General features: G+C 64.2%; 18 protein-coding genes. 6 read left to right on the top strand and 12 right to left on the bottom strand.

Annotated elements, in window-relative coordinates; translation table 11 throughout:
* Positions 1-4 precede the first annotated feature (4 nt).
* From QMG83_RS14410 to QMG83_RS14400, 3 genes are read right to left on the bottom strand one after another with little or no spacing between them, the layout of a single operon-like run.
* Positions 5-349, bottom strand: coding sequence for a cupin domain-containing protein (locus QMG83_RS14410; protein WP_283506101.1), 345 nt, complete (start codon positions 347-349; stop codon positions 5-7).
* A gap of 53 nt (positions 350-402) precedes the next feature.
* Positions 403-1,095 carry an ABC transporter ATP-binding protein gene (locus tag QMG83_RS14405; protein WP_283506100.1) on the bottom strand — a complete coding sequence of 231 codons (693 nt, stop codon included), beginning with the start codon at positions 1,093-1,095 and terminating at the stop codon, positions 403-405.
* On the bottom strand, positions 1,092-2,159 hold the full coding sequence (locus QMG83_RS14400) for an ABC transporter permease (protein WP_283506099.1): 1,068 nt from the start codon (positions 2,157-2,159) through the stop codon (positions 1,092-1,094). The genes QMG83_RS14405 and QMG83_RS14400 overlap by 4 nt, the downstream gene beginning before the upstream one ends.
* Positions 2,160-2,325: 166 nt before the next feature.
* On the opposite strand from QMG83_RS14400, the gene QMG83_RS14395 reads away from it, so the two are divergent.
* The 3 genes from QMG83_RS14395 (at position 2,326) to QMG83_RS14385 (ending at position 5,190) form a co-directional block, all read left to right on the top strand.
* A complete protein-coding gene (locus tag QMG83_RS14395) occupies positions 2,326-3,510 on the top strand; it encodes a sensor histidine kinase (RefSeq protein WP_283506237.1) in 1,185 nt (394 codons plus the stop codon).
* A 3-nt stretch (positions 3,511-3,513) separates the two neighbouring features.
* Positions 3,514-4,134, top strand: coding sequence for a response regulator transcription factor (locus QMG83_RS14390; RefSeq protein WP_283506098.1), 621 nt, complete (start codon positions 3,514-3,516; stop codon positions 4,132-4,134).
* Positions 4,135-4,197: 63 nt separating this feature from the next.
* On the top strand, positions 4,198-5,190 hold the full coding sequence (locus tag QMG83_RS14385; protein WP_283506097.1) for a LacI family DNA-binding transcriptional regulator: 993 nt from the start codon (positions 4,198-4,200) through the stop codon (positions 5,188-5,190).
* An 18-nt stretch (positions 5,191-5,208) separates the two neighbouring features.
* Here the strand turns inward: QMG83_RS14385 and QMG83_RS14380 are convergent, their stop codons facing one another.
* On the bottom strand, positions 5,209-6,363 hold the full coding sequence (locus QMG83_RS14380; RefSeq protein ID WP_283506096.1) for a Gfo/Idh/MocA family protein: 1,155 nt from the start codon (positions 6,361-6,363) through the stop codon (positions 5,209-5,211).
* On the bottom strand, positions 6,360-7,205 hold the full coding sequence (locus QMG83_RS14375) for a class I fructose-bisphosphate aldolase (protein ID WP_283506095.1): 846 nt from the start codon (positions 7,203-7,205) through the stop codon (positions 6,360-6,362). Before QMG83_RS14375 ends, QMG83_RS14380 begins: the two co-directional genes overlap by 4 nt.
* A 123-nt stretch (positions 7,206-7,328) precedes the next feature.
* Here QMG83_RS14375 and QMG83_RS14370 point away from each other — a divergent pair, with 123 nt between their 5' ends.
* Together QMG83_RS14370 and QMG83_RS14365 are read left to right on the top strand one after the other, a co-directional pair.
* Complete coding sequence (locus tag QMG83_RS14370) at positions 7,329-8,363, top strand: carbohydrate kinase family protein (RefSeq protein WP_283506094.1); 1,035 nt, start codon at positions 7,329-7,331, stop codon at positions 8,361-8,363.
* A 31-nt stretch (positions 8,364-8,394) separates the two neighbouring features.
* Positions 8,395-9,402: a class I mannose-6-phosphate isomerase gene (locus QMG83_RS14365; RefSeq protein WP_283506093.1), complete on the top strand. Its 1,008-nt coding sequence runs from the start codon at positions 8,395-8,397 to the stop codon at positions 9,400-9,402.
* On the opposite strand, the gene QMG83_RS14360 is transcribed toward QMG83_RS14365, so the two are convergent.
* The 3 genes from QMG83_RS14360 to QMG83_RS14350 form a co-directional block, all read right to left on the bottom strand.
* Positions 9,372-9,740 carry a VOC family protein gene (locus QMG83_RS14360; RefSeq protein WP_283506092.1) on the bottom strand — a complete coding sequence of 123 codons (369 nt, stop codon included), beginning with the start codon at positions 9,738-9,740 and terminating at the stop codon, positions 9,372-9,374. The genes QMG83_RS14365 and QMG83_RS14360 overlap by 31 nt on opposite strands.
* 85 nt (positions 9,741-9,825) lie before the next feature.
* Positions 9,826-10,098, bottom strand: coding sequence for a DUF2277 domain-containing protein (locus QMG83_RS14355; protein WP_283506091.1), 273 nt, complete (start codon positions 10,096-10,098; stop codon positions 9,826-9,828).
* Between the two features lie 68 nt (positions 10,099-10,166).
* The gene (locus tag QMG83_RS14350; protein ID WP_283506090.1) at positions 10,167-10,658 is read right to left on the bottom strand and encodes a tetratricopeptide repeat protein; all 492 of its coding nucleotides are present in this window, start codon (positions 10,656-10,658) and stop codon (positions 10,167-10,169) included.
* A 209-nt stretch (positions 10,659-10,867) separates the two neighbouring features.
* On the opposite strand from QMG83_RS14350, the gene pgi reads away from it, so the two are divergent.
* On the top strand, positions 10,868-12,595 hold the full coding sequence (gene pgi / locus QMG83_RS14345) for a glucose-6-phosphate isomerase (protein ID WP_283506089.1): 1,728 nt from the start codon (positions 10,868-10,870) through the stop codon (positions 12,593-12,595).
* Between the two features lie 472 nt (positions 12,596-13,067).
* On the opposite strand, the gene QMG83_RS14340 is transcribed toward pgi, so the two are convergent.
* From QMG83_RS14340 to QMG83_RS14320, 4 genes are all read right to left on the bottom strand, one after another.
* A complete protein-coding gene (locus QMG83_RS14340; RefSeq protein ID WP_283506088.1) occupies positions 13,068-13,907 on the bottom strand; it encodes a MoaF C-terminal domain-containing protein in 840 nt (279 codons plus the stop codon).
* 1,876 nt (positions 13,908-15,783) lie between these two features.
* On the bottom strand, positions 15,784-17,907 hold the full coding sequence (locus tag QMG83_RS14330; RefSeq protein WP_283506087.1) for a dipeptide ABC transporter ATP-binding protein: 2,124 nt from the start codon (positions 17,905-17,907) through the stop codon (positions 15,784-15,786).
* Complete coding sequence (locus QMG83_RS14325; protein ID WP_283506086.1) at positions 17,904-18,677, bottom strand: ABC transporter permease; 774 nt, start codon at positions 18,675-18,677, stop codon at positions 17,904-17,906. Before QMG83_RS14325 ends, QMG83_RS14330 begins: the two co-directional genes overlap by 4 nt.
* A gap of 86 nt (positions 18,678-18,763) precedes the next feature.
* On the bottom strand, positions 18,764-19,726 hold the full coding sequence (locus QMG83_RS14320) for an ABC transporter permease (RefSeq protein ID WP_283506085.1): 963 nt from the start codon (positions 19,724-19,726) through the stop codon (positions 18,764-18,766).
* Positions 19,727-19,765 lie beyond the last annotated feature (39 nt).

The raw sequence follows: 19,765 nt of genomic DNA, 5'->3' as shown, positions 1-19,765 counted from the left end.
ATACTCAGGCGATGTAAATCTTGCGGAGGGTTTCTGTCACGGACCAGCGGGTGGCGGTGCCAGCAGCGAGCCTGCCAACCACCCCGGGTTCAAGCTGCAGAACCTGCCCGGTCTCGACGAACTCAACCGTCGCGCGACCGGAGAGAACGACGAACACCTCGTCTGCCTCGACGTCGGTCGATTCTCCGGGGGTGTGTTCCCAGATGCCAATCTCGGTGTCGCCGACGATCAGGTCGCTCACTCCAGCCGACGGTGATCCGGAGAGAACCTGATCGGCGGGAAGCGATTCAAGGGTGATCGGCACGGTGAGGGCATTGATCCCCGAGTTGGACCGAAGCGTATCCGTCATGCTGTGACACTATCGAACGCCCGGTCGGGCGGTCTGGTGGTCGCCGTGAAGGCTCAGATTCGAGCCATCTCGCGCTCCAGGCGCCCATCGACCATGGTGACAGTCGCGTGCATTCGTGGGAGGTGCACCAGGTCGTGCGTCACGAGCAGGGTCGAGGTGTTGAGTTCGTCGGTCAGGCTGAGGATCAGCTCGATAATGCTCGCCCCACGCTCCTGGTCGAGAGCGCTCGTCGGCTCATCGACGAGAAGAACACTCGGCTCGTTCACGAGGGCGCGCGCAATATTCACCCGTTGACGCTGGCCACCGGACAGCTGGTGGGGTCGCTTGTCGACATGGTCAGCCAGCCCCACGGCATCCAACAGCTCACGGGCGCGCGCCTGCACTTTGCCGCGGCGCGACCGGCTGCCACGAGCGCCCAACTCGTTCATCACGGACAGCTGCTCGACGGCGGTCAGCGCCGGCAGCAGGTTGGACTGCTGGAACACGATGCCGATCTGCGCCCGCCTGAGGGCTGTGGCGTCGTCGCGACTGAGGGCTGCGGCATCCACCCCGTCGATCATCACGCGGCCGGAATCTGGCCGGATGAGGGTGGCGGCGACCGCGAGCAGGCTGGACTTGCCGGAACCGCTCGGACCGGTGATGCCGGTCACAGTCCCGGGCTGCGCGCTGAGCGACACTCGGTCAACGGCGGTGACGCGACCGTCGCCATCCGGGAAGGTGAGGGTGAGGTTGTCGAGCTGGATCATCGGTTGCTCCCAAGGGCGGTAAGAGGGTCGGCGGAGGTGACGGAACGCAAGGCGAATGCCGCGCCAGCGAGGCCGAGAATGATCATGATCGCTCCCGGCAGGACGGTAGTTAATGGACTCAGGATGAACGGGAGCACACCCGACGCAAGCGCGCCGAGGATGGCGACAACGCCGATGCCAATGCCGACGCCCAGCAGCAGCACCACAAGCGCCTGGCCCAGCGCATCCCGAACGAGGGAACCGGTGGATGCTCCGAGCGCCTTCAACATCGCGATGTCGCCCTTGCGCTGCATGGTCCACACGGTGAAGAACGCACCAATGACCAGCGCCGAAATGCCGAACAGCATCGCCACCATGAGCAGTAGCGAACCGATCTCGGAGCGGAATGATCCGATTGCCGTGAGCGACGCGATGGTGGTGTGACTGATGGTGCCAGCGGCCTCGTTCTCCGCGGCCCAGTTCGGCTCCCCGGTCACGGCGATGATGGTGGCGAACGCGTCTGGGTTTCCGGTGGCAGCCGAATAGGCCTGCCAGTCCTGCAAGGTCATGTGGATGACCGCGGTGTGGCTGTACCAGGAGTCGGCACCCACTGCCGCGACCGTGTAGTAGCTGCCGGCGAGCGACACCGTGTCGCCCGTCGACGCGTCGAGGCTTGAGGCCACCGCCGCCGACAGCACCAGGGTGCCATTATGTGCGGGCGTGTCAACGTCAAAATCCGGGAGCGTACCGAAAAGAGCGACGGCGGTCGCCGACTCCCCCAGTTCGGCTCTGCCCTGACTGATCCCTACCGGACCTGCCCGATCGACCCCCGGGGCCGCAGACCAAGCGTCGACTTGTTTTTCACTGATGGTCGAGTCGGAGAAGCTCGCCTCGGAGTCCCCGGTCGGTGCCGAGAATACGAGTTGATCCGCGGGAAGCGCGAGCACCGCTGAGATGTTCTGAGCGGCCAGGCCCCCCGTCAATCCGCTGAGAAACCCCACCAACAGGGTGATGAGTGCGACAACCGAACCGATAAGAACGAACCGGCCGCGCGCAAAGCGCAGATCCCGCCAGGCGACAAACATGTGTGGAGTCCTTTCCGTGGTGCTCAAGCAGCACCCCAACCAGACTCGCGGCTCGGTTGATTCGAGGCATCCCTCACGAGACCGAACTCCCGACACCGAAGTGCGGAACGCTGACTCGTACTTTCGATGGATGCCATCACCCAACCTCCGACGTAGGGTGGAGCCGATGATCCACACGGCGCTCACCCCCGTATTCATCGGGCTGCGGACGAGCCTGCACGTGCTCGTCGCCACGTTGACGGCGCTTGTCGCGGTGCGGGCGATCGTGCTCGGGCTCGACACCGCCGTGGTGATTGTCGCGCTCTCGGTCCTCCTGCTCGCCACCTACGCTCTCGGTGGAACCGTCGCGCGCCTCGGCCGCTCGGGACGGAAGGGCCACGCGTGGGCCTGGCTGGTCGCACTGTGCGCCGAATGGCTCGCACTCGTCTGGCTCATACCTGATGCGGCATATCTCGTCTTCCCGCTGTTCTTCCTGTTGCTGCACGTGCTGCCGCCGCTCTGGGGAAGCGTCGGAGTGCTCGCCGCGACATCCCTTGCGATTGTGGCCCTGGGTCTTCATACCGGTTTCACCGCCGGAGGGGTTATCGGTCCGCTTGTCGGAGCCGCCGTCGCCATCGTCATCGCCCGTGGGTATCACGCACTTGCCCGCGAAGCGGCAGAACGCGAAGCTCTCATGACCGAACTTGTCGCCACCCGCAGCCAACTCGCTGCCACCGAGCACGAGGCCGGAGTTCTCGCGGAACGCGCACGACTCGCACGCGAGATCCACGACACCGTCGCGCAAGGGTTGTCGAGCATCCAGCTTCTGCTGCACGCCGCCGAACGCGCGGCGCCCGACGCCGCCGGGGTCGAGCACATCCGCCTCGCGCGCGAGACTGCGGGGGCGAATCTCGCCGACACGCGACGGTTCATCCGGGAGCTGGCACCACCCGCCCTCATTGAGCAGGGGATGGGGCCGGCACTGCGCCGGCTCGCCGACGGCCAATGGTTGAGCGAAGGTCTCGAGGTGAGGGTGCTGGTCGCAGACGCGCTCGTGCTGCCGATGCACATCCAAACCGCCTTGCTCAGGATCGCGCAGGGCGCCATGGCCAATGTGCTCCAGCACGCGGATGCGCACACCGCGACCATCAGCATCGAGCTGGACTCCGAGCGGGTGCGGCTGACGGTGGCCGATGACGGTCGGGGTTTCGACACGACTGCGGTCGCGACATCCACCGCCCTGGGCACGTCTGATTCGTTCGGACTCACCGCCACCCGCGAGCGCGTCGACCAGCTCGGCGGGGTGCTCACGATCACCTCGAGGCCCGGCGGCGGAACGACCCTGACCGTCGACCTGGTCGTGGAGGATTAGATCATGATCAGACTCGTGATCGCCGACGACCATCCCGTGGTCAGGGCCGGGCTCCGCGCCCTGCTCGAACAGGAGGAGGGGCTCGGAGTGGTCGGCGAGGCGTCGACACCGGATGAAGCTGTCGCCGTGGTAGAACGCGAGAACCCCGATGTCGTGCTCATGGATCTGCAATTCGGCACCAGCGAGACGGGAGCCGACGCCACGCGGCGAATCCGCGCGCTCGACGCTCCTCCCTACGTGCTGGTGCTGACGAACTACGACACGGATGGCGACATCCTCGGCGCGGTGGAGGCGGGGGCCAGCGGCTACCTGCTGAAAGACGCCCCACCGCACGAACTCATCGCGGCGGTGCGCGCCGCTGCCGCCGGTGAGAGTGCGCTCGCTCCGGCCATCGCCAACAGGCTGCTCACCCGGATGAGGGAGCCCCAGGTGAGCCTCAGCCGTCGCGAGATCGAGGTGCTTCAGCGTGTCGCGGCCGGGCGCTCGAACGTTCAGATCGCCGAAGAGTTGTTCGTCTCCGAGACCACCGTGAAGTCGCACCTCGTGCATGTTTTCTCGAAGCTGGACGTCTCATCCCGCACGGCCGCCGTGTCTGTGGGGCGACGGCTGGGCATCCTGCGCTGACTGCTGCCGCAGTACGGGGTCTGGCCCCCGCCGTGGAAGACTGGCCAGCGGAGGAAGACAACGATGGCTCGCACACCCACGATGAACGATGTGGCACGTGAAGCCGATGTCGCCCTCAAAACCGTTTCCCGTTTCGTGAACGGCCAGACCAACATCGACCCGGTCCTGGCGGGGCGGATCGCCGCAGCGATCAGCACACTGGGCTATCGCCGCAACCTCGCCGCGGCGAGCATCCGCCCCGGCTGGACGAGCAAGACCCTCGGGCTCATCATCAGCGACCTGGCGAATCCGTACTACTCCACACTGACCCGCGCCATCGAACGTTACGCTCGCGACCGCGGCTACCTCGTGATCAGTGCCAGCTCAGACGAGGATGGCACGCAACACGATCGACTGGTCGACCGGCTCATGGAGCAACGCATCGATGCCCTCATCGTGGTGCCGCCGCGGGATGCTGGCCGCTCCTGGTCTGAGGTTCCGCCGCCGCTGCCTCCCATCGTGTTTCTCGACCGCCCGATGGAGGTTGCCGGGGCGGACGTGATTCTCGCCGACAACGAGGGCGGAGCCCGGGCCGCCGTCGATGCGCTGCTGCACAACGGCGCGCGCCGGATCGCGTTCGTGGGTGACGCGCTGTCGATCTACACGATGAGCGAGCGGTACTCCGGCTACCGGCAGGCTCTGGATGCCGCGGGCATTCAGGTCGATCCGGCGATCGTAAGCACCACGGCCCACAGCAGCGATGAGGCGGCTATCGCGGTCGAGGAGTTGATCTTCGGCGATAGCGCCGACGCGGTCTTCGCTGCCAACAACCGTGCGGCTGTGGGCGCAATCCAGGCATTTCTCAAGACCGGCCGGCGGCTTCCCCTGATCGGCTTTGACGACTTCGAGGCTGCGAAACTCAGCTCCCCCGCGATTTCGGTGGTCAGCCAGGACATCCCCGAGATGGGTCGCCTGGCCGCGCAGATCGTGCTCGACCGGCTGGCGGGAATCGTGGCCGAACCGACCCGGCACGTTCTGCCCACGACTCTCAAACTCCGGGGCTCGGAACGCCCCTGACGCCCACGCCGCCTCAGATCACCGGAGCGGCGCGGTCGCGGTACCCGTGTCGTTGGATTCGATGCCAGCCCTGAAGATCCCGTGCGTCGCGGCGGCCTCCTGCGGCGTGACGCAGCCGAAGCGGTCGCCGAGCTGGCCCGCACGCTCGGCGAGGAAGGCGGCCCACATCTGCAGGATCGAGTCTGAGAACCCGAATTCGAAGTTCGGTCCGGTCACGGTCGGCCACACCGACTGGCTGCCGGAGTCGATGTGCTGCCAGACCTGTTCCCGGCCAGCGCCCGGCACATCGGTGACGGCGAAGATCTCGACAGCCTTGGGGTTCTTCGTACTGAACCGCACGCCGCCATCCAACCCGAATGCCTCGAACACCCAGGTGTTCTTCTGCCCTGGATCGATGCGCTTGGTTTCTGTGGTGAGGGGAAACCGCACCCCATCATGGGTGGCCCAGCTGTGCAGCACGGCGTTGTCCCACGTGTCACAGTCAACGAGCGCTCCGTCCTGGTCGGGGCGTTGGGTGACGATGTTTTGCAGAACGCCGTAGACAATGTCGGGAGCCCAGCTCAGGCGCAGCGGCACGTGCCAGGTGTGAAGGCCGAGGTCGTTGAGCACGCCCGCTTCTCCGCAGAACTTGTTCTGGCGCTTCCAGCCGATCGGCTTCGTCACATCGACGTCGCTGGCATGGAGGAAGCTGTTTCGTGCCTCCACGATGGTGCCAAGGGCGCCGCTGCGAACGTAGTTGATCGCCATCTGGGCGCCGGGGAAGAAGGGCATCTCGCTCGAGCACCGCACGAAGCTCTGCGGATTCGCCTCGACGGCGGCGAGGATGGCCTGCGCGGCCGACTGGTCGATGCCGAACGGTTTCTCGGCCAGAAGGCTCTTGCCGGCTTCAATCACGTCGATGTAGATGCGCTCGTGCAGGTCGTGGCGCACCGCGACATAGACCACGTCGATCGTGGGGTCGGCGAGCAGCTCGTGGTAGTCGGTCACCTTCGTCGTGACGGTGTCGATCTCGTCGAACCAGGCAAGCGCCGCGGGGTTGATGTCACAGACCGCGGTCAGCCGCGGGCGCACCGGGTGGTCGATGAGGGCTGGCCAGCGCTGGATGGCCGCGGCGATCTCGCGCCCCATGAGGCCGGCGCCGATGATGGCGATGTTGACGGTTGCGGCGCTCATTCCTGGCTCGCTTCCAGGATGGCGAGCGCATCATCCACGCCTGCCCCGTCGTGCAGCACCGCCATCAGAGCGGCGGTGATTCCCGCCGGCTTCGGATGCTGGATGACGTTTCGGCCGTAGACGATGCCGCTCGCACCGTGGTCGAGCACCGCCACCGTGCGTTCGAGCAGGGTGCGGTCATCCACTCGCCCTCCACCGCGCACCAGCACGGGAACGTCGCCGGCCACGGCAATGACCTTTGCGTAGTCGGAGATGTCGTCTGTCGGATCGGCCTTGATCAGGTCGGCGCCGAGTTCCTTCGCCTGGCGCACGAGGGTGACGATCTTGGCGGTGTCGCCGTCGACCATGTATCCACCGCCAGCCTTCGCGTTGTCCTGCATCACGAGGGGCTCGATCATGAGCGGCATCCCGTACCGCGTCGCCTGTTCGCGCAGCGCCATGATCGACAGGATGTTCGCCTCGCGGATCTCGGGACGCCCCGGGATGTGCATGAGGTTCGCGCAGACGGCAACGGCATCCAGGCGAACGGCTTCTTCGATCGCGTTCGGCACGTGGTGGCTGAAGATGTGGCTGTCGAGAGGATTGCCGTACACGTTGGCGACATCAGCCCTCATGACGAGTGCCGGCTTCTGCTTGCCGGGGATGCGCTGCAGAAGCCGCGCCTGGCCGAGGGTGAGCTGCACCGCGTCCGGGTTGGCGCGAACGAGTGTCGCGACCACGGCATCCATGTCTTCGATGCCGGTGATGAACGACGGTTCGCCGAAGAAACCGTGATCGATCGCCACGTCGAGCGCTCGACCTGAACGTGAGTTGAAGAGCCTGTTGAGGCGGAATTGGGACATGTCCTGACGTTCTCCCTGACAGATTGTCGTAGAGCAGCGGTGTATTTCGGGCTGCGTTTGTGCCAGAGTAGCCTCGGTGAGACAACGTTGTCTAGCTGCTGTATCCGCTGGAAAGGAACGCTCGTGCATTCGATCGCCGTCGCAGGCCACCTCTGCCTCGACATCGTGCCCAGATTGGGCGAGTCGGCAGAGCTCATCCCCGGTCAACTGATCGACGTCGGCCCGCTCTCCATCACTCCCGGTGGCTCGGTCGCCAACACCGGTGGAGCGCTTGCCAGCCTCGGCGCGAAGGTGACGCCGTTCGCCACCATCGGCGACGACGAACTGGGCGAGCTGCTGCTGGCGAAACTCGATGCGCAGGGGTTCGCCTCACCGCGGGTGGCCGTGTCGGGGCGGATGTCGACCTCTTACAGCCTTGTTTTCGAGAAGCCGGGTGTCGACCGCACCTTCTGGCACCACACGGGCGCGAACGAAGAATTCGACGGCTCGAGCGTCGAACTTCATGGCCATGAGATGCTGCACGTCGGGTATCCGCCGCTGCTTCCCGGTGTGGTCACCGACGGCGGGCGCCCACTTCACACCCTGTTCGCCCGAGCTCGGTCGGCGGGCATCGCCACGTCACTCGACCTCGCCGTCGTCGATCGCACCTCGGCCGTCGGGGCGCTCGACTGGAACGCGATCCTCGCGTCAGCGTTCTCGGAGTGCGACATCGCCAGCCCCAGCCTCGACGACCTCACCTCCGCACTTCACATCGACGAGCCATACTCCCCCGCGCTCGTCGATCGCCTTGCCGACCGCATGCTCGCCGACGGTGTCGCGGTCGTCGCCATCTCGGCGGGGCACCACGGCCTGCGCGTGCGCACAGCGTCGGCAGACCGCCTGCGGGCCGGAGGCACGGTGCTCTCCCCGCTCGCTGACACCTGGGCTGACCGCGACATCACGTTGCCGGCACTGCGGGTCGAGCATCCCGTCACCACGAATGGCGCCGGGGATGCGAGCACCGCCGGTCTGCTTTTTGCCATCAGCCGCGGCGCAACCCCTGAGCAGGCCGCGGCTCTGGCCGCCGCGTCATCCGCCGTCACCATCAGCGGTGCGCGTCCGACCCCGGACGCCATCGCCACAGTCGATCCGTCGCTCGCTCGCCTGTTCGAATCGTGAGCCGGCGCATCCGTCAACGAAAGGCCCAGAAATGGATCCCATCCTGCTGCCCTCCAACCAGCCGCCCGGGCGCTTCTACCAGGGTGGACAACGCATCTCGGCCTTCCGCGACGAGCAGCCATCGCCGCCCAACACGCCAGAAGACTGGGTGGGCTCAACAACGAGCGTGCGAGGGCAGGCGCCGGTCGGGATGACCCGACTTCGGGATGGGCAGCTGCTCGCCGACGCCATGCGTGAGGCACCACTCACGTGGCTCGGCCCCGACCACGCTGCGGCCTATGGCGACGACGCGATGCTGCTCGTCAAGCTGCTTGATGCCGGTCAACGGCTACCCGTGCACGCGCATCCCGACGGAGCATTTGCCGAGCTTCACGTTTCTGCCGCTCACGGCAAAGCCGAAGCCTGGTACATCCTGTCGCCCGGAACCGTCTACCTGGCACTCACCCGCACGGTGACGCCCGACGAGATGCTGGCACTGGTTGCGGCGCAGGATTCCACGGCCATGCTCGGTCTTATGCATGAGCTGCGCGTGGAGAAGGGAGACTGCGTCTTCGTGCCGCATGGAGTTCTGCACGCGATCGGTGCCGGCATCCTGCTCGCCGAGGTGCAGGAGCCGGAGGACCTTTCGATTCTGCTCGAGTGGAACGGCTTCGACCTCGACGGCGAGAACGACGGGCATTTGGGCCTGGGGTTCGACCTCGCCCTCACGGCTGTGGAGTCTCGCGGACGCAGCGCCGACGAGGTCGACGCGCTGGTGCAGCGCAGCGCCACTAACGGTTCGACTCTCCCCGCGGAGGCCGACCAATACTTTCGGCTCGACAGTGTCACGGGAACGCGAGACTTTCCGGCCGGTTTCGGCATCGTCATCGCTCTCGAGCAGAGCATGCTCACCGTGGAGTCCGGGTTGTCACGCCAGCTGGCCGCGGGATCGACCACGCTCATGCCCTATGCCGCCGGAACGTTCCGAATCCAGGGCGTCGCCCTCGTCGCCCGACCGCCGGTTGGTCGTCACTCCCCGGTGTCGGTGGTTCCCTCGTAGAGGCCCATCACGTTGCCGTCCGGGTCTCTGATCACCGCCCACCAGCTGGTGTCGGAGATCGCGTCCTTGCCCATGACAACCTCACCGCCTGCGGCGACCGCGGCCGCGAGGGTGTCGTCGATCGAGTCGACCTCGACATAGGAGCGGGGCTGCGAAAAGCCTTCGCTGCGTGGCGCCAGTCCTCCGCCGCTGATCTTGTTCGGCGCCTGCCACATCGGGTAGCCCTCGAATCCCGGCATTTCGGCGATCTGCCAGCCAAACAGTCCTGAGTAGAACTCGGCGGCCTTCGCGAGGTTGCTCACGGGAATGTCGATGTGGGTGATGTCTCCGTGCGGCATGGTGTCATCCTTTCGTCACAGCTCACCACCAGTGTGAACCGCGACCATGGCCGCCGCAAGGGAGCGACCGGGCCCGTGTTCGGGCCTACGCGTTCGCGAATCGCTTCGCGCTGCGCTCGCGAGCCTTGGCCGCCTCGACCTCGCGATCTTTAGGCGGGGCAGTCGACACGAGGTCCGCGAGAAGATGCTGCGTGATGTGCGCAATCTCGTGCACAGCGCGCTCGAACGCTTCCGTGTTCGCTTTCGAGGGTTTGGTGCTCCCGCTGATTTTGCGCACGTACTGAAGCGCGGCGGCGTGCACCTCATCCTCGTTCGCGGCGGGCTCGAAATTGTGAAGGGTGTGGATGTTCCGGCACATGCCATCGAGGGTACGCCTCTGCACAGCCGACGAAAAGGGGCCGCGAATCTCGGCCACCGCCGCCGGCATTACCGTGCCAATGAACGGATAAATTCCGCGTTCCCGCTGATCGCCGCTTTGTACCTGTCGATGTCCGGAGAGCTAACGAACTCCACGACCAGCTCAAGAAGGGATGCGACGGCGGCATCCACTTGCCCAGAGGCGTGGAGCGTAATCGCCTCAAAGACACCAAGCGCAGGGGACTCTGGAAACGCGCTGCGTGCCGCCGCGAATACCTCGCGAGATTTCTCGTATTCGCCCACGTTCCTCAGGGTTGAGCCATATTGAACGTAGCAACGGCGAAGCAGCTCGCCCTCCAGCCCGGCGGCGAGAGATCGCTCATAGAATCCCTGAGCTGTTTCTTCCTGGCCGGCCGTGTCGTAGGCCCCTCCCACTTCGTAAAGCACCCGCGCAATTTGGGGATGGGAAGCGTAGATTCGAAGCAACGCCTCTATCGTGGGCTGCATGTTTTCACGGTCTCGGGCCGCGAAGATCCGATCGAGCTCATCGTCCACATTCATGGCGAGCAGTCTTTCACGGGCGTGTTGAGCTCCGGGACGACATCACACTTGCCGCGTTCGGCGGGAACCGAGGTTTAGGTACCGGGAATCGTGCGGCCGCGGAGACACCACAGCACGATCGCTGCAATCAGGAATAGTGTGGGGTGCAGCCCGCGGGTGGGCGTTGCGATTGTCGCGCCTACTGCTCATCGAGCGTTCAGGAGAACCAATTGGCCAAGAACACCCCCATTGACCCCACGTCGACCGATGCCTGGAAGCAACTCGCGGGCATCGCGACCGACTTCTCCCCCGACCTGCGTGGATGGTTCGACTCAGACCCGTCGCGTGCCGCTCGCTACACCTTCCAAGCAGCCGACCTCACCGTGGACCTGTCGAAAGGCCTCGTCACCGAGGAGATCCTGGCCCATCTCCTGCAGCTGGCGCAGGATGTGGATGTCGCCGGTCGATATCAGTCCATGATCGAGGGCTCGCACATCAACGTGACCGAGGATCGCGCTGTGCTGCACACCGCCCTCCGGCGTCCCAAGGATGGCTCGGCGCTTGTGCCACCCGCAGGCTTCGTCGTTGACGGCGACGACGTCGACGCCGAAGTGCACGCCACCCTCGACAAGGTCTATCAGTTCGCCGACCGTGTGCGATCGGGCTCCTGGACCGGCGTAACCGGCAAGCGCATCACAACGATCGTGAACATCGGCATCGGCGGTTCGGACCTCGGCCCGGTCATGGTCTATGAAGCGCTGAAACCGTACGTCCAGGCCGGGCTCGAGTGCCGGTTCGTTTCAAACATCGACCCGAACGACATCGCCGAAAAAACAGCGGACCTCGACCCTGAGACCACCCTGTTCATCGTCGCGTCGAAGACCTTCGGCACGCTGGAGACACTCACGAACGCGCGCCTCGCCCGGCAGTGGCTGTGGGGACGCCTCGGAGGATCCGGCGCCCTCGCCGACACGGACGACGCGCGCGCCGACGCGGTCGCCAAGCACTTCGTCGCCGTCTCCACCGCGCTCGACAAGGTTGCGGCATTCGGCATCGACCCCGAAAACGCTTTCGGATTCTGGGACTGGGTCGGCGGACGCTACTCCGTCGACTCCGCGATCGGCACCTCGATCGTCATCGCCATCGGACCGGACAACTGGCGGGAATTCCTCGCCGGCTCCCACGCCATCGACGAGCACATGCGCACCGCCCCGTTTGAGCGGAACGTGCCCGTGCTTATGGCGCTCCTGAACGTCTGGTACACCGACTTCCTGAAGGCGCAGACCCACGCGGTGCTTCCCTATGCGCAGAACCTTCACCGGTTTGCCGCCTACCTGCAGCAGCTCACCATGGAGTCGAACGGCAAGAGCGTCCGCTGGGATGGCTCCCCGGTCACGACCGAAACGGGCGAAGTCTTCTGGGGTGAGCCGGGCACCAACGGTCAGCACGCGTTCTACCAACTCATCCATCAGGGCACTCACCTCATCCCGGCCGATTTCATCGCGGTCGCGAATCCCGCCCATCCGCTGAAGGACGAGACCGGCGACGGCAATGCAGTAAAGCCGGGCCAGGATGTGCATAACCTGTTCATGGCGAACTTCTTCGCCCAGACGAAAGCGCTGGCCTTCGGGAAAACTGCGGAAGAGGTGCGCGCCGAAGGCACCGAGGAATCGGTGGTGCCCGCACGGGTGTTCAGCGGAAACCGCCCGACCACATCCATTCTCGCGCCCGCCCTCACGCCCAGCGTCCTCGGCCAGCTCATCGCGCTCTACGAGCACATCGTGTTTACGCAAGGAACCATCTGGGGCATCGACTCGTTCGACCAGTGGGGTGTCGAACTGGGCAAACAGCTCGCAATGCAGATCGCCCCCGCAGTCGAGGGCGATCGCCGTGCTCTCGAGTCGCAGGACTCGTCGACGAAATCGCTCATCGAGAGGTATCTCGAACTGCGCGACTGACGCCGCATCCACATTGCGCGGTGGCATGTGAGGGATTCGACTCCCAACCCGAGCCGCCGCCACATCGCGGCCGCACGCACCCAAAAGCTCACGCACCGCGCGATGCGACGGACTGCGCGGGTCGGGGCCCACGAGCAGGATCTCGTCCTCCACCGCGATGGCGACCACGCTCGTCGAGCGCAAGAGCACCGCCAGGCGAGCCGTCGGCTGAGGTCAGAGTAAATTGCTGGGCCAGCGTCGGCCTCTGCCAACATCCGCATACTCCTCATTGGTGAATAGGTTCACCGCACAACGCCCCTTCCGGCTACGCCCGACTGAAGAGGAAGATAGCCGTAGGCCTCGAAGACCGTCTGAGCGCCATTACCACCGGAGGTGCAGTTGATGTTGAGTCTCATCGACGCACCTCTGCTCAAGAGTCTGACGGATGCGCATCAACATGTGCTGAGGCCATCATGTGCGCAGAGCTTTGGGGCTACATCGTGTAGTCGGTCTGATTGAGGATGCGTCCGACTGCACCGAAGGAATTGTGCGACGGAACGTTCGGCTTGGGGTCCCACCCAAAGAACCGCCCAATGTTGGTCGATGCTCCGGGCGTGAAGTCGAGCACGAAGACCCCGTCCCAGGGTTGTGCTGTCTCGGTGACAAAGAATACATAGGCGGTGCTATTCAGCTTGTAAGTCTCAGTGCGATCGACGTCGGCGATGGACTTCTCAGGGCCGGCGAGGCAGTGCCAGGCGTAGGTGCCCGCGTTGAAATAGACGTGCTCGTAGGCGTGGTCATCGCTGTAAACCCATAGCGCGCGCCGACCGACAAGATCAGTTGTTCGGGCGATGGGATCGGCGGCGGGCCCATCGATGCCTACCGGAGTGATTCGTGACTTGGTGCGACGGGCATCGCCTCGATCGTAAGTCCAACTGTAAATCACCAGTGCGCGGTCGTTTGCACGATCAATTACGACTGTGGCGCCCGTGGCGCCCTCGGGGGACCCGCCGCCGATCACCATATCGATGAAGAAAATATCGCCATTGAGCGGCAGCACCTCAACGGGCGCGGATCCACTGGAGAGACCAAACCAGTCATCCTTCTCAACGATCGCCGGTGCCTTCGTGACCTGCCAGCGCGCTTCGCCGGCGTCGATGGTGAGTTCGAGAACGGCGCCGTCTTCGCGGTGCAGTTCGACGACGCCGTCAAGTGCGTCAGTGTGGTCGGGCCGATTTGCCTCCATTCCTGCAGTCCATTCGAGAAATGCCGGGCCGGTCTCCACGTCGTGGAAGTCGTCGTGGTCCACGTAGTCGCGGGTTGCTGCAGTCATGAGGGTTGTCCTTTCGGGAGATCCGAGTCTCTTTGACGTTCCCACGTCCTGGTGCCCGAAGGAATGGCATGGGCAGCGGTCTTGCGCCCGTGGCCACTGGCTGTGCGCGCACGGTCAATCTGACCAAGAGGCGGGCTTTAAAGCGAGCAGCGGTGCTTGGTCTTCTTCGGGCGAGGCCGTGCAACGAATGCTCGACCCTCCGTGCGCCGCAATCGACGTCTGTGCATATCTGTTCGAGGCCGACCTCGACGCGATGCGATCCAGCGCAGCCTCACGCCTGAGCCGGGTTGCTCACAAAGCCACTGCGGGTTTTTCGGGGGGGTCTGCTGCACGGCTAGCTGACTGATTAAGCTAACGCACCGTTCGGTTAACGCGTTGCTCAACGGCGTATCTCGCTTCGACCTTCTCAAGGCCGCACCGATAGGCCCTTTGTAGTGAAAGCGAGTGGTTCGCCATCTAACGGAGCAGTCGATCACAACACCTATCTACAGGTTCGGTGGGCGTTCTGTCGGGATTGTGGGGTTTTCGCGCATGACATTACTTAGAACACCACACTGACCAGCACTTTCTCGGTGGCATGTGAGGGATTCGACTCCCAACCCGAGCCGCCGCCACATCGCGGCCTCACGCACCTAAAAAGCTCACGCACCGCGCGATGCGACGGACTGCGCGGGTCGGGGCCCACGAGCGGGATCTCGTCCTCCACTCGCTACGGAAACGAAACAACGCCCCGCGATGATGCGTGCGGGGCGTCATTTCGTTCGGTGGCATGTGAGGGATTCGACTCCCCTACTGAGCCGCATCCACATTGCGCGGTTGGGCGGATCAACCCGTGACGGGAGAGCGCAATGCGGCTGACTGCTCAGCGGGGGCCCACGAGCGGGGTCTCGTCCTCCACCCGCTACAGAAATAGAAAACGCCGGCCCAAAATGCATGGGCCGGCGTTTTCTATTCGGTGGCATGTGAGGGATTCGAACTCTAAAACTAGGCCTAGTAGCGGTGGGCAGGCATCCAAGGTTCGTTCACTTCCGCATATTTACGCGCAATCGCCGACCGACGGCCCCATGGTCGTCTCGAAGCGTTGTGGGGTTTCTGTGGGGAATAACATTGATTGAGGACTCGACCAGTCCGCGAATCGTCGGACTCGAAGTAATACCGGTCGCCGGCCACGACAGCATGCTCCTGAATCTCGGTGGGGCTCATGCGCCGTACTTTACGCGCAACATCGTGCGCCTCACTGACAGCGATGGGCGCACTGGGCTCGGCGAGGCCCCGGGCGGAGAATCGATCCGGCAGACCCTCGAGGACAGTGAAGTCATTGTTGTCGGAAGCCTGCTCGGCGCGCGTCTCGACACCTTACGAGAGGTGCGCGAAGGGTTCTCGTCACGCGACACGGCGGGCCGCGGGCATCAGACTTTTGATCTGCGGACGACGATTCATGCTGTCACCGCACTCGAAGCGGCAACCCTGACCTCCTCGGAAGCGCCTAGTTCCCGCAGCCACACTCCTGGGCGACGGCATACAACAAACCAGCGTCGATGTTCTCGGCTATCTCTTCTTCATCGGCCACTGCACGAAGACCGACCTGCCGTACCGATCCGATCCGGCGCAGCGAAACAGACGCGTGGGCCCGGACTCGGGATCAAAAGGCACTCACCCCTGAGAGCATCGTCAGGCAGGCCGAGTCCGATAAATTCCAGTGCCGCACTCAGCCGGAGACCGGGTGTGATGGGTAGTTCGAGGGCCTCTAGTGCGACTCCCGAGGCAACCAGCGCAATTCTCGTGCACATTCAAGCGAGGGATGTTCTCTCGTTCGCGAGATTGAAGCGCGGGTCGGGCTCCCTCCCCTGCCCGAGTACACCGCGCGGGAATCGGTTCACGAGGCGCGCTGCACTCTCCGGACTGGCCCGAGCTCTGACCCCGCCGCCAGTCGCTTCTCGGCCAAGTCGGCCTCGCTCGGTCCGACCAAGAGTTCGCCAGGGAAGTGGCAGGCAACCTCGCGGCCGTCGCCGACCGTCCGAAGTTCGGGCTTTTCGGTTGCGCAGACGGAACGGTCTTCGCGGAACAGCGGACCGATGGGGCAGCGCGTGTGGAACCGGCAAGCCGACGGCGGGTTAAGGGGGGTCGGCACCTCCCCGGTCAAGATGATCCGCTCGCGCGACGCCTCGACCTCAGGGTCAGGCTCGGGCACGGCCGAGAGCAGGCTGGCCGTGTACGGATGCAGTGGGCGAGCGGTGATTTCCTCTGACGGCCCTGACTCCACCACCTCTCCTAGGTACATGACCATGATGCGCGATGCCACATGCCGCACGGTCGCGATGTCATGCCCGATGAACAAGTACGAGAGACCAAGTTTCATCTGTAGTTCGCGGATAAGGTTGATGACCTGAGCCTGGAGTGACACATCGAGGGCAGCGACCGCCTCATCGCACACGATGAGACGAGGATCGACGGCGAGGGCCCGTGCAATGACGATGCGCTGCCGTTGACCACCGGAGAATTCGTGCGGGTAGCGCTCACCCACGGAAGGATCCATCCCCACCATCTCTAGCAATTCGGCCACTCGCTGCTGGACGTCGGCCGGAGACGCCCCCCGCACCCGCAACGGCTCCGCCACCGCCGCACCCACAGTCATCCGGGGATTGAGCGATGACATGGGGTTCTGGAAAATGAGCTGCACGTTCTTGTTAAAGTCACGGCGCGCCCGCGCCCCGAGGTGGCCAGTTTCCACCCCCTCGTATGTGATCGATCCGGCAGTGGGTTCCTCGATGCCGAGGATAAGCTTGGCGATTGTTGACTTACCACAACCCGACTCACCCACCAGGCCGACCGTCTCGCCGATGTTGATGCGAAAGCTCACCCCGTCAACCGCGTGCAGTGATTTGCGGTATTTTCCGAATAGAGTGCGACCGCCCGCTGGATACTCCTTCACCAGGTTGGTCACCTCGAGCAGGGGCGTCTGGGAGTGCTGCGCTTGGGTCAGAGGCAGGAGGATCGATTCGGGCCGGGGAGGGAGGCTCTCACCATGTTCGGTGAGAAAACATGCGTGCGCGTGTCCCTCACCATCGCGCAACAGTTCTGGCGACTGGACGAAGCAGCGGTCGAACGCAAGGGGGTCGCGCGCCGCGTAGGAGCATCCTTGAATCGGTGTTCGCAATGTCGGCGGACGACCCTTGATGGCGACCAGTTCGCGATCGCGGGGATGATCGAGGCGAGGGGTCGCACCGAGAAGATCGCGCGTGTAGGGGTGTTTGGGTGATGAGAAGACCACGGAGGTCTCTCCCTCTTCGACGATCTTTCCCGCGTACATCACCGCGATCCGGTCGCAGACGCGCGCGACGATACCGAGGTTATGGGTGATGAGGATGACCGAGGTACCGCGCTCCTTGTTGAGAGTGACCAGCAGTTCGAGAATCTGGGCTTGAATCGTGACGTCGAGTGCCGTAGTCGGCTCGTCGGCGATAATCACCTCAGGATTGTTGGCCAGAGCAATCGCGATCATCACGCGCTGCGACATCCCCCCAGAGAACGCGAGCGGATAGTCCGCGAGGCGCGCATGTGGGTCAGGGATTCCCACCTGCACCATCAGCTCAATCGCTTCCTCTTCTGCCGCAGCACGCCCAATCGGTCGGTGGGCGAGAATCGTCTCGACGAGCTGGTCACGCACCTTCATAAGGGGGTTCAGCGAGCCGGTGGGATCCTGAAAGACCACACTGATCGACTTGCCGCGGATGCTCCGCAGCTCGTTCTCGGACATGCCGAGGAGGTCCACCCCATGAAATAGGACCCTGCCTTCTTCGACCCGACCGGGTCGACGCACCATGTTGAGCAGAGACAGCGCGGTCACTGACTTGCCGGACCCTGACTCGCCGACCAATGCCATTGTCTCGCCCGCCCGGAGCGAAAAACTCACGCCGCGGACGGCGTTTACGGGACCCTCTCCGGTGTGGAAGGTGGTGACGAGGTTCTCGACTTCGAGAACCGGAGCTGTGTCATTCATCGCTTGAGTAGTCCCTTGTTTAGGCCGTCCCCGACCAGGTTGAACGCGAGTACGAGGGCCGTCACGACCAGCATTGGTGGGATGGCGTAGGTGGGCGCTTGCGCCAGGAAGTTGATACTGGTGCGCAGCAGCGAGCCGAGTGAGGGCTCGGGTAGTTTGACTCCGATGCCGACGAAGCTCATGGCACCTTCGATGAACACGGCGAGCGAGAGGCTCAATGCTGCCTGCACGACGAGAGCGTCGATGGAATTCGGGAGCACGTGCCGCAGGAGGAGGCGGATCGGCGGCACGCCGACGACGCGCCCCGCGGTTACGTAGTCTCGTGCCTGCTGCGACCTCAGAGCGTTGCGTGTAAGTCGGCCGAACAGTGGAATATTCACGAACGCCACCGTAATGAGCACCGCAGGAAGGCCCGGGCCGATGATTGCAGCGACAGTCACACCCATCACGAGGCTGGTAAAAGCGAGGCTCACATCGAACCCGCGTTGGATCACTGTGTCTAGCCACCAGGCAAGTGTGCTGGCGAGGCCGAGCAGCATTCCTAAGATCGCGCCAATTGGCACGGCAACGGCGCCGACGATGACATCCTGGCGGATGCCGTAGAGAACCCGACTGAACAGGTCACGGCCGAATTCATCAGTTCCAAACCAGTGATCCGGGGAGGGCGGCAGAAACGATCCAGAGCCCTGCGCGTAAGGCGAGTACGGGGCGATGATCGGCGCGAGAAGACCCAGCGCGAAGATCACGGCGACGATAATCAGGCCGATCACGGACTCGACCGAACGTAGGCCTCTAAAGAGCCCGCGACCGCGTCCGCGCGATCTTATGGCGAGGGTGGGTATGGCGCCTTGCGCGGTCATTTGCGCTCCAATCGAATTCTTGGGTCCATCGCCGCGTCAACGACATCGGTCACGATCTGCACCATCACGAAAACTACGACCGCCAGCATGAGTAGCCCTTGAGTGAGCAAGTAGTCGCGCCCGATAACGGATTGCAGTAGCAGCTGGCCGATGCCGGGCCAGGCGAAGATTGTCTCGACGATTATTGCTCCGCCGAGCAGCTGGCCGATCTGGATCCCCAAGACAGTGATCACAGGCGGCAGGGCGTTGGGGATGACGTGCGCCCTCATGAGCCGAGAGCGGCGCAGGCCCTTTGCGATCCCGGTCTGAACAAAATCCTCATCGATGGTCTGGCGAATTGAGGCAGATAAGAAGCGAGCTAGCGTGGCCCCGGTGGGCAGGCTCAGGACGATCGCTGGCATGAGCAGATATTGCAGGCCGATGGCGGGGTCGGCAAGCCCAGGGCCGATACCGCCGGAGGGCAGTAGTCGATTGACAACGGCAAAGATCAAGATGAATAGCACGCCGCTGACGTACGTCGGAACTGCTACGGCGAGCGAAGTGAGCAGCCCGAGCGCGGACGAGATCCACGAAGTTCGGGACGAGCCCATGATGTAGCCGACGATCCCGCCGCCGACGACGGCGAGAATCAATGCGCCGGAGGCGAGTTCGAGCGTATTGAGCAGGCTGTTGCTGATCAGCTCGGAGATCGGCGAGTGCAGGAGGTAGGACTCCCCCGGGTTGCCGGTCAGGATTCCGCCGAGCCAGAGCAGGTACTGGATGACGAGAGGTCTGTCGAGTCCAAGTTGCTGGCGAATTGCTTCGACGGTTTCGTTGCTCGCATCCGGTCCTGCCAGTGTTGCCGCCGGGTCTCCCGGCGCGAGCCGTAGCAGGAAGAATACTGCGACGGAGGCGACGAACAGCACCAGGAGTGCTGCTGGAATTCGTCGGAGAAGATAGCGGATCATCGTTGAACTCACCCAGTTTCGATAGGGTCGGGGGGGCCGCCCGGGGGGGCG

Origin of the sequence: Salinibacterium sp. G-O1 (assembly GCF_030063305.1) — a bacterium.
Taxonomy (GTDB): Bacteria; Actinomycetota; Actinomycetes; order Actinomycetales; family Microbacteriaceae; genus Rhodoglobus.
This window is presented reverse-complemented; position numbering and strand designations above follow the sequence as displayed.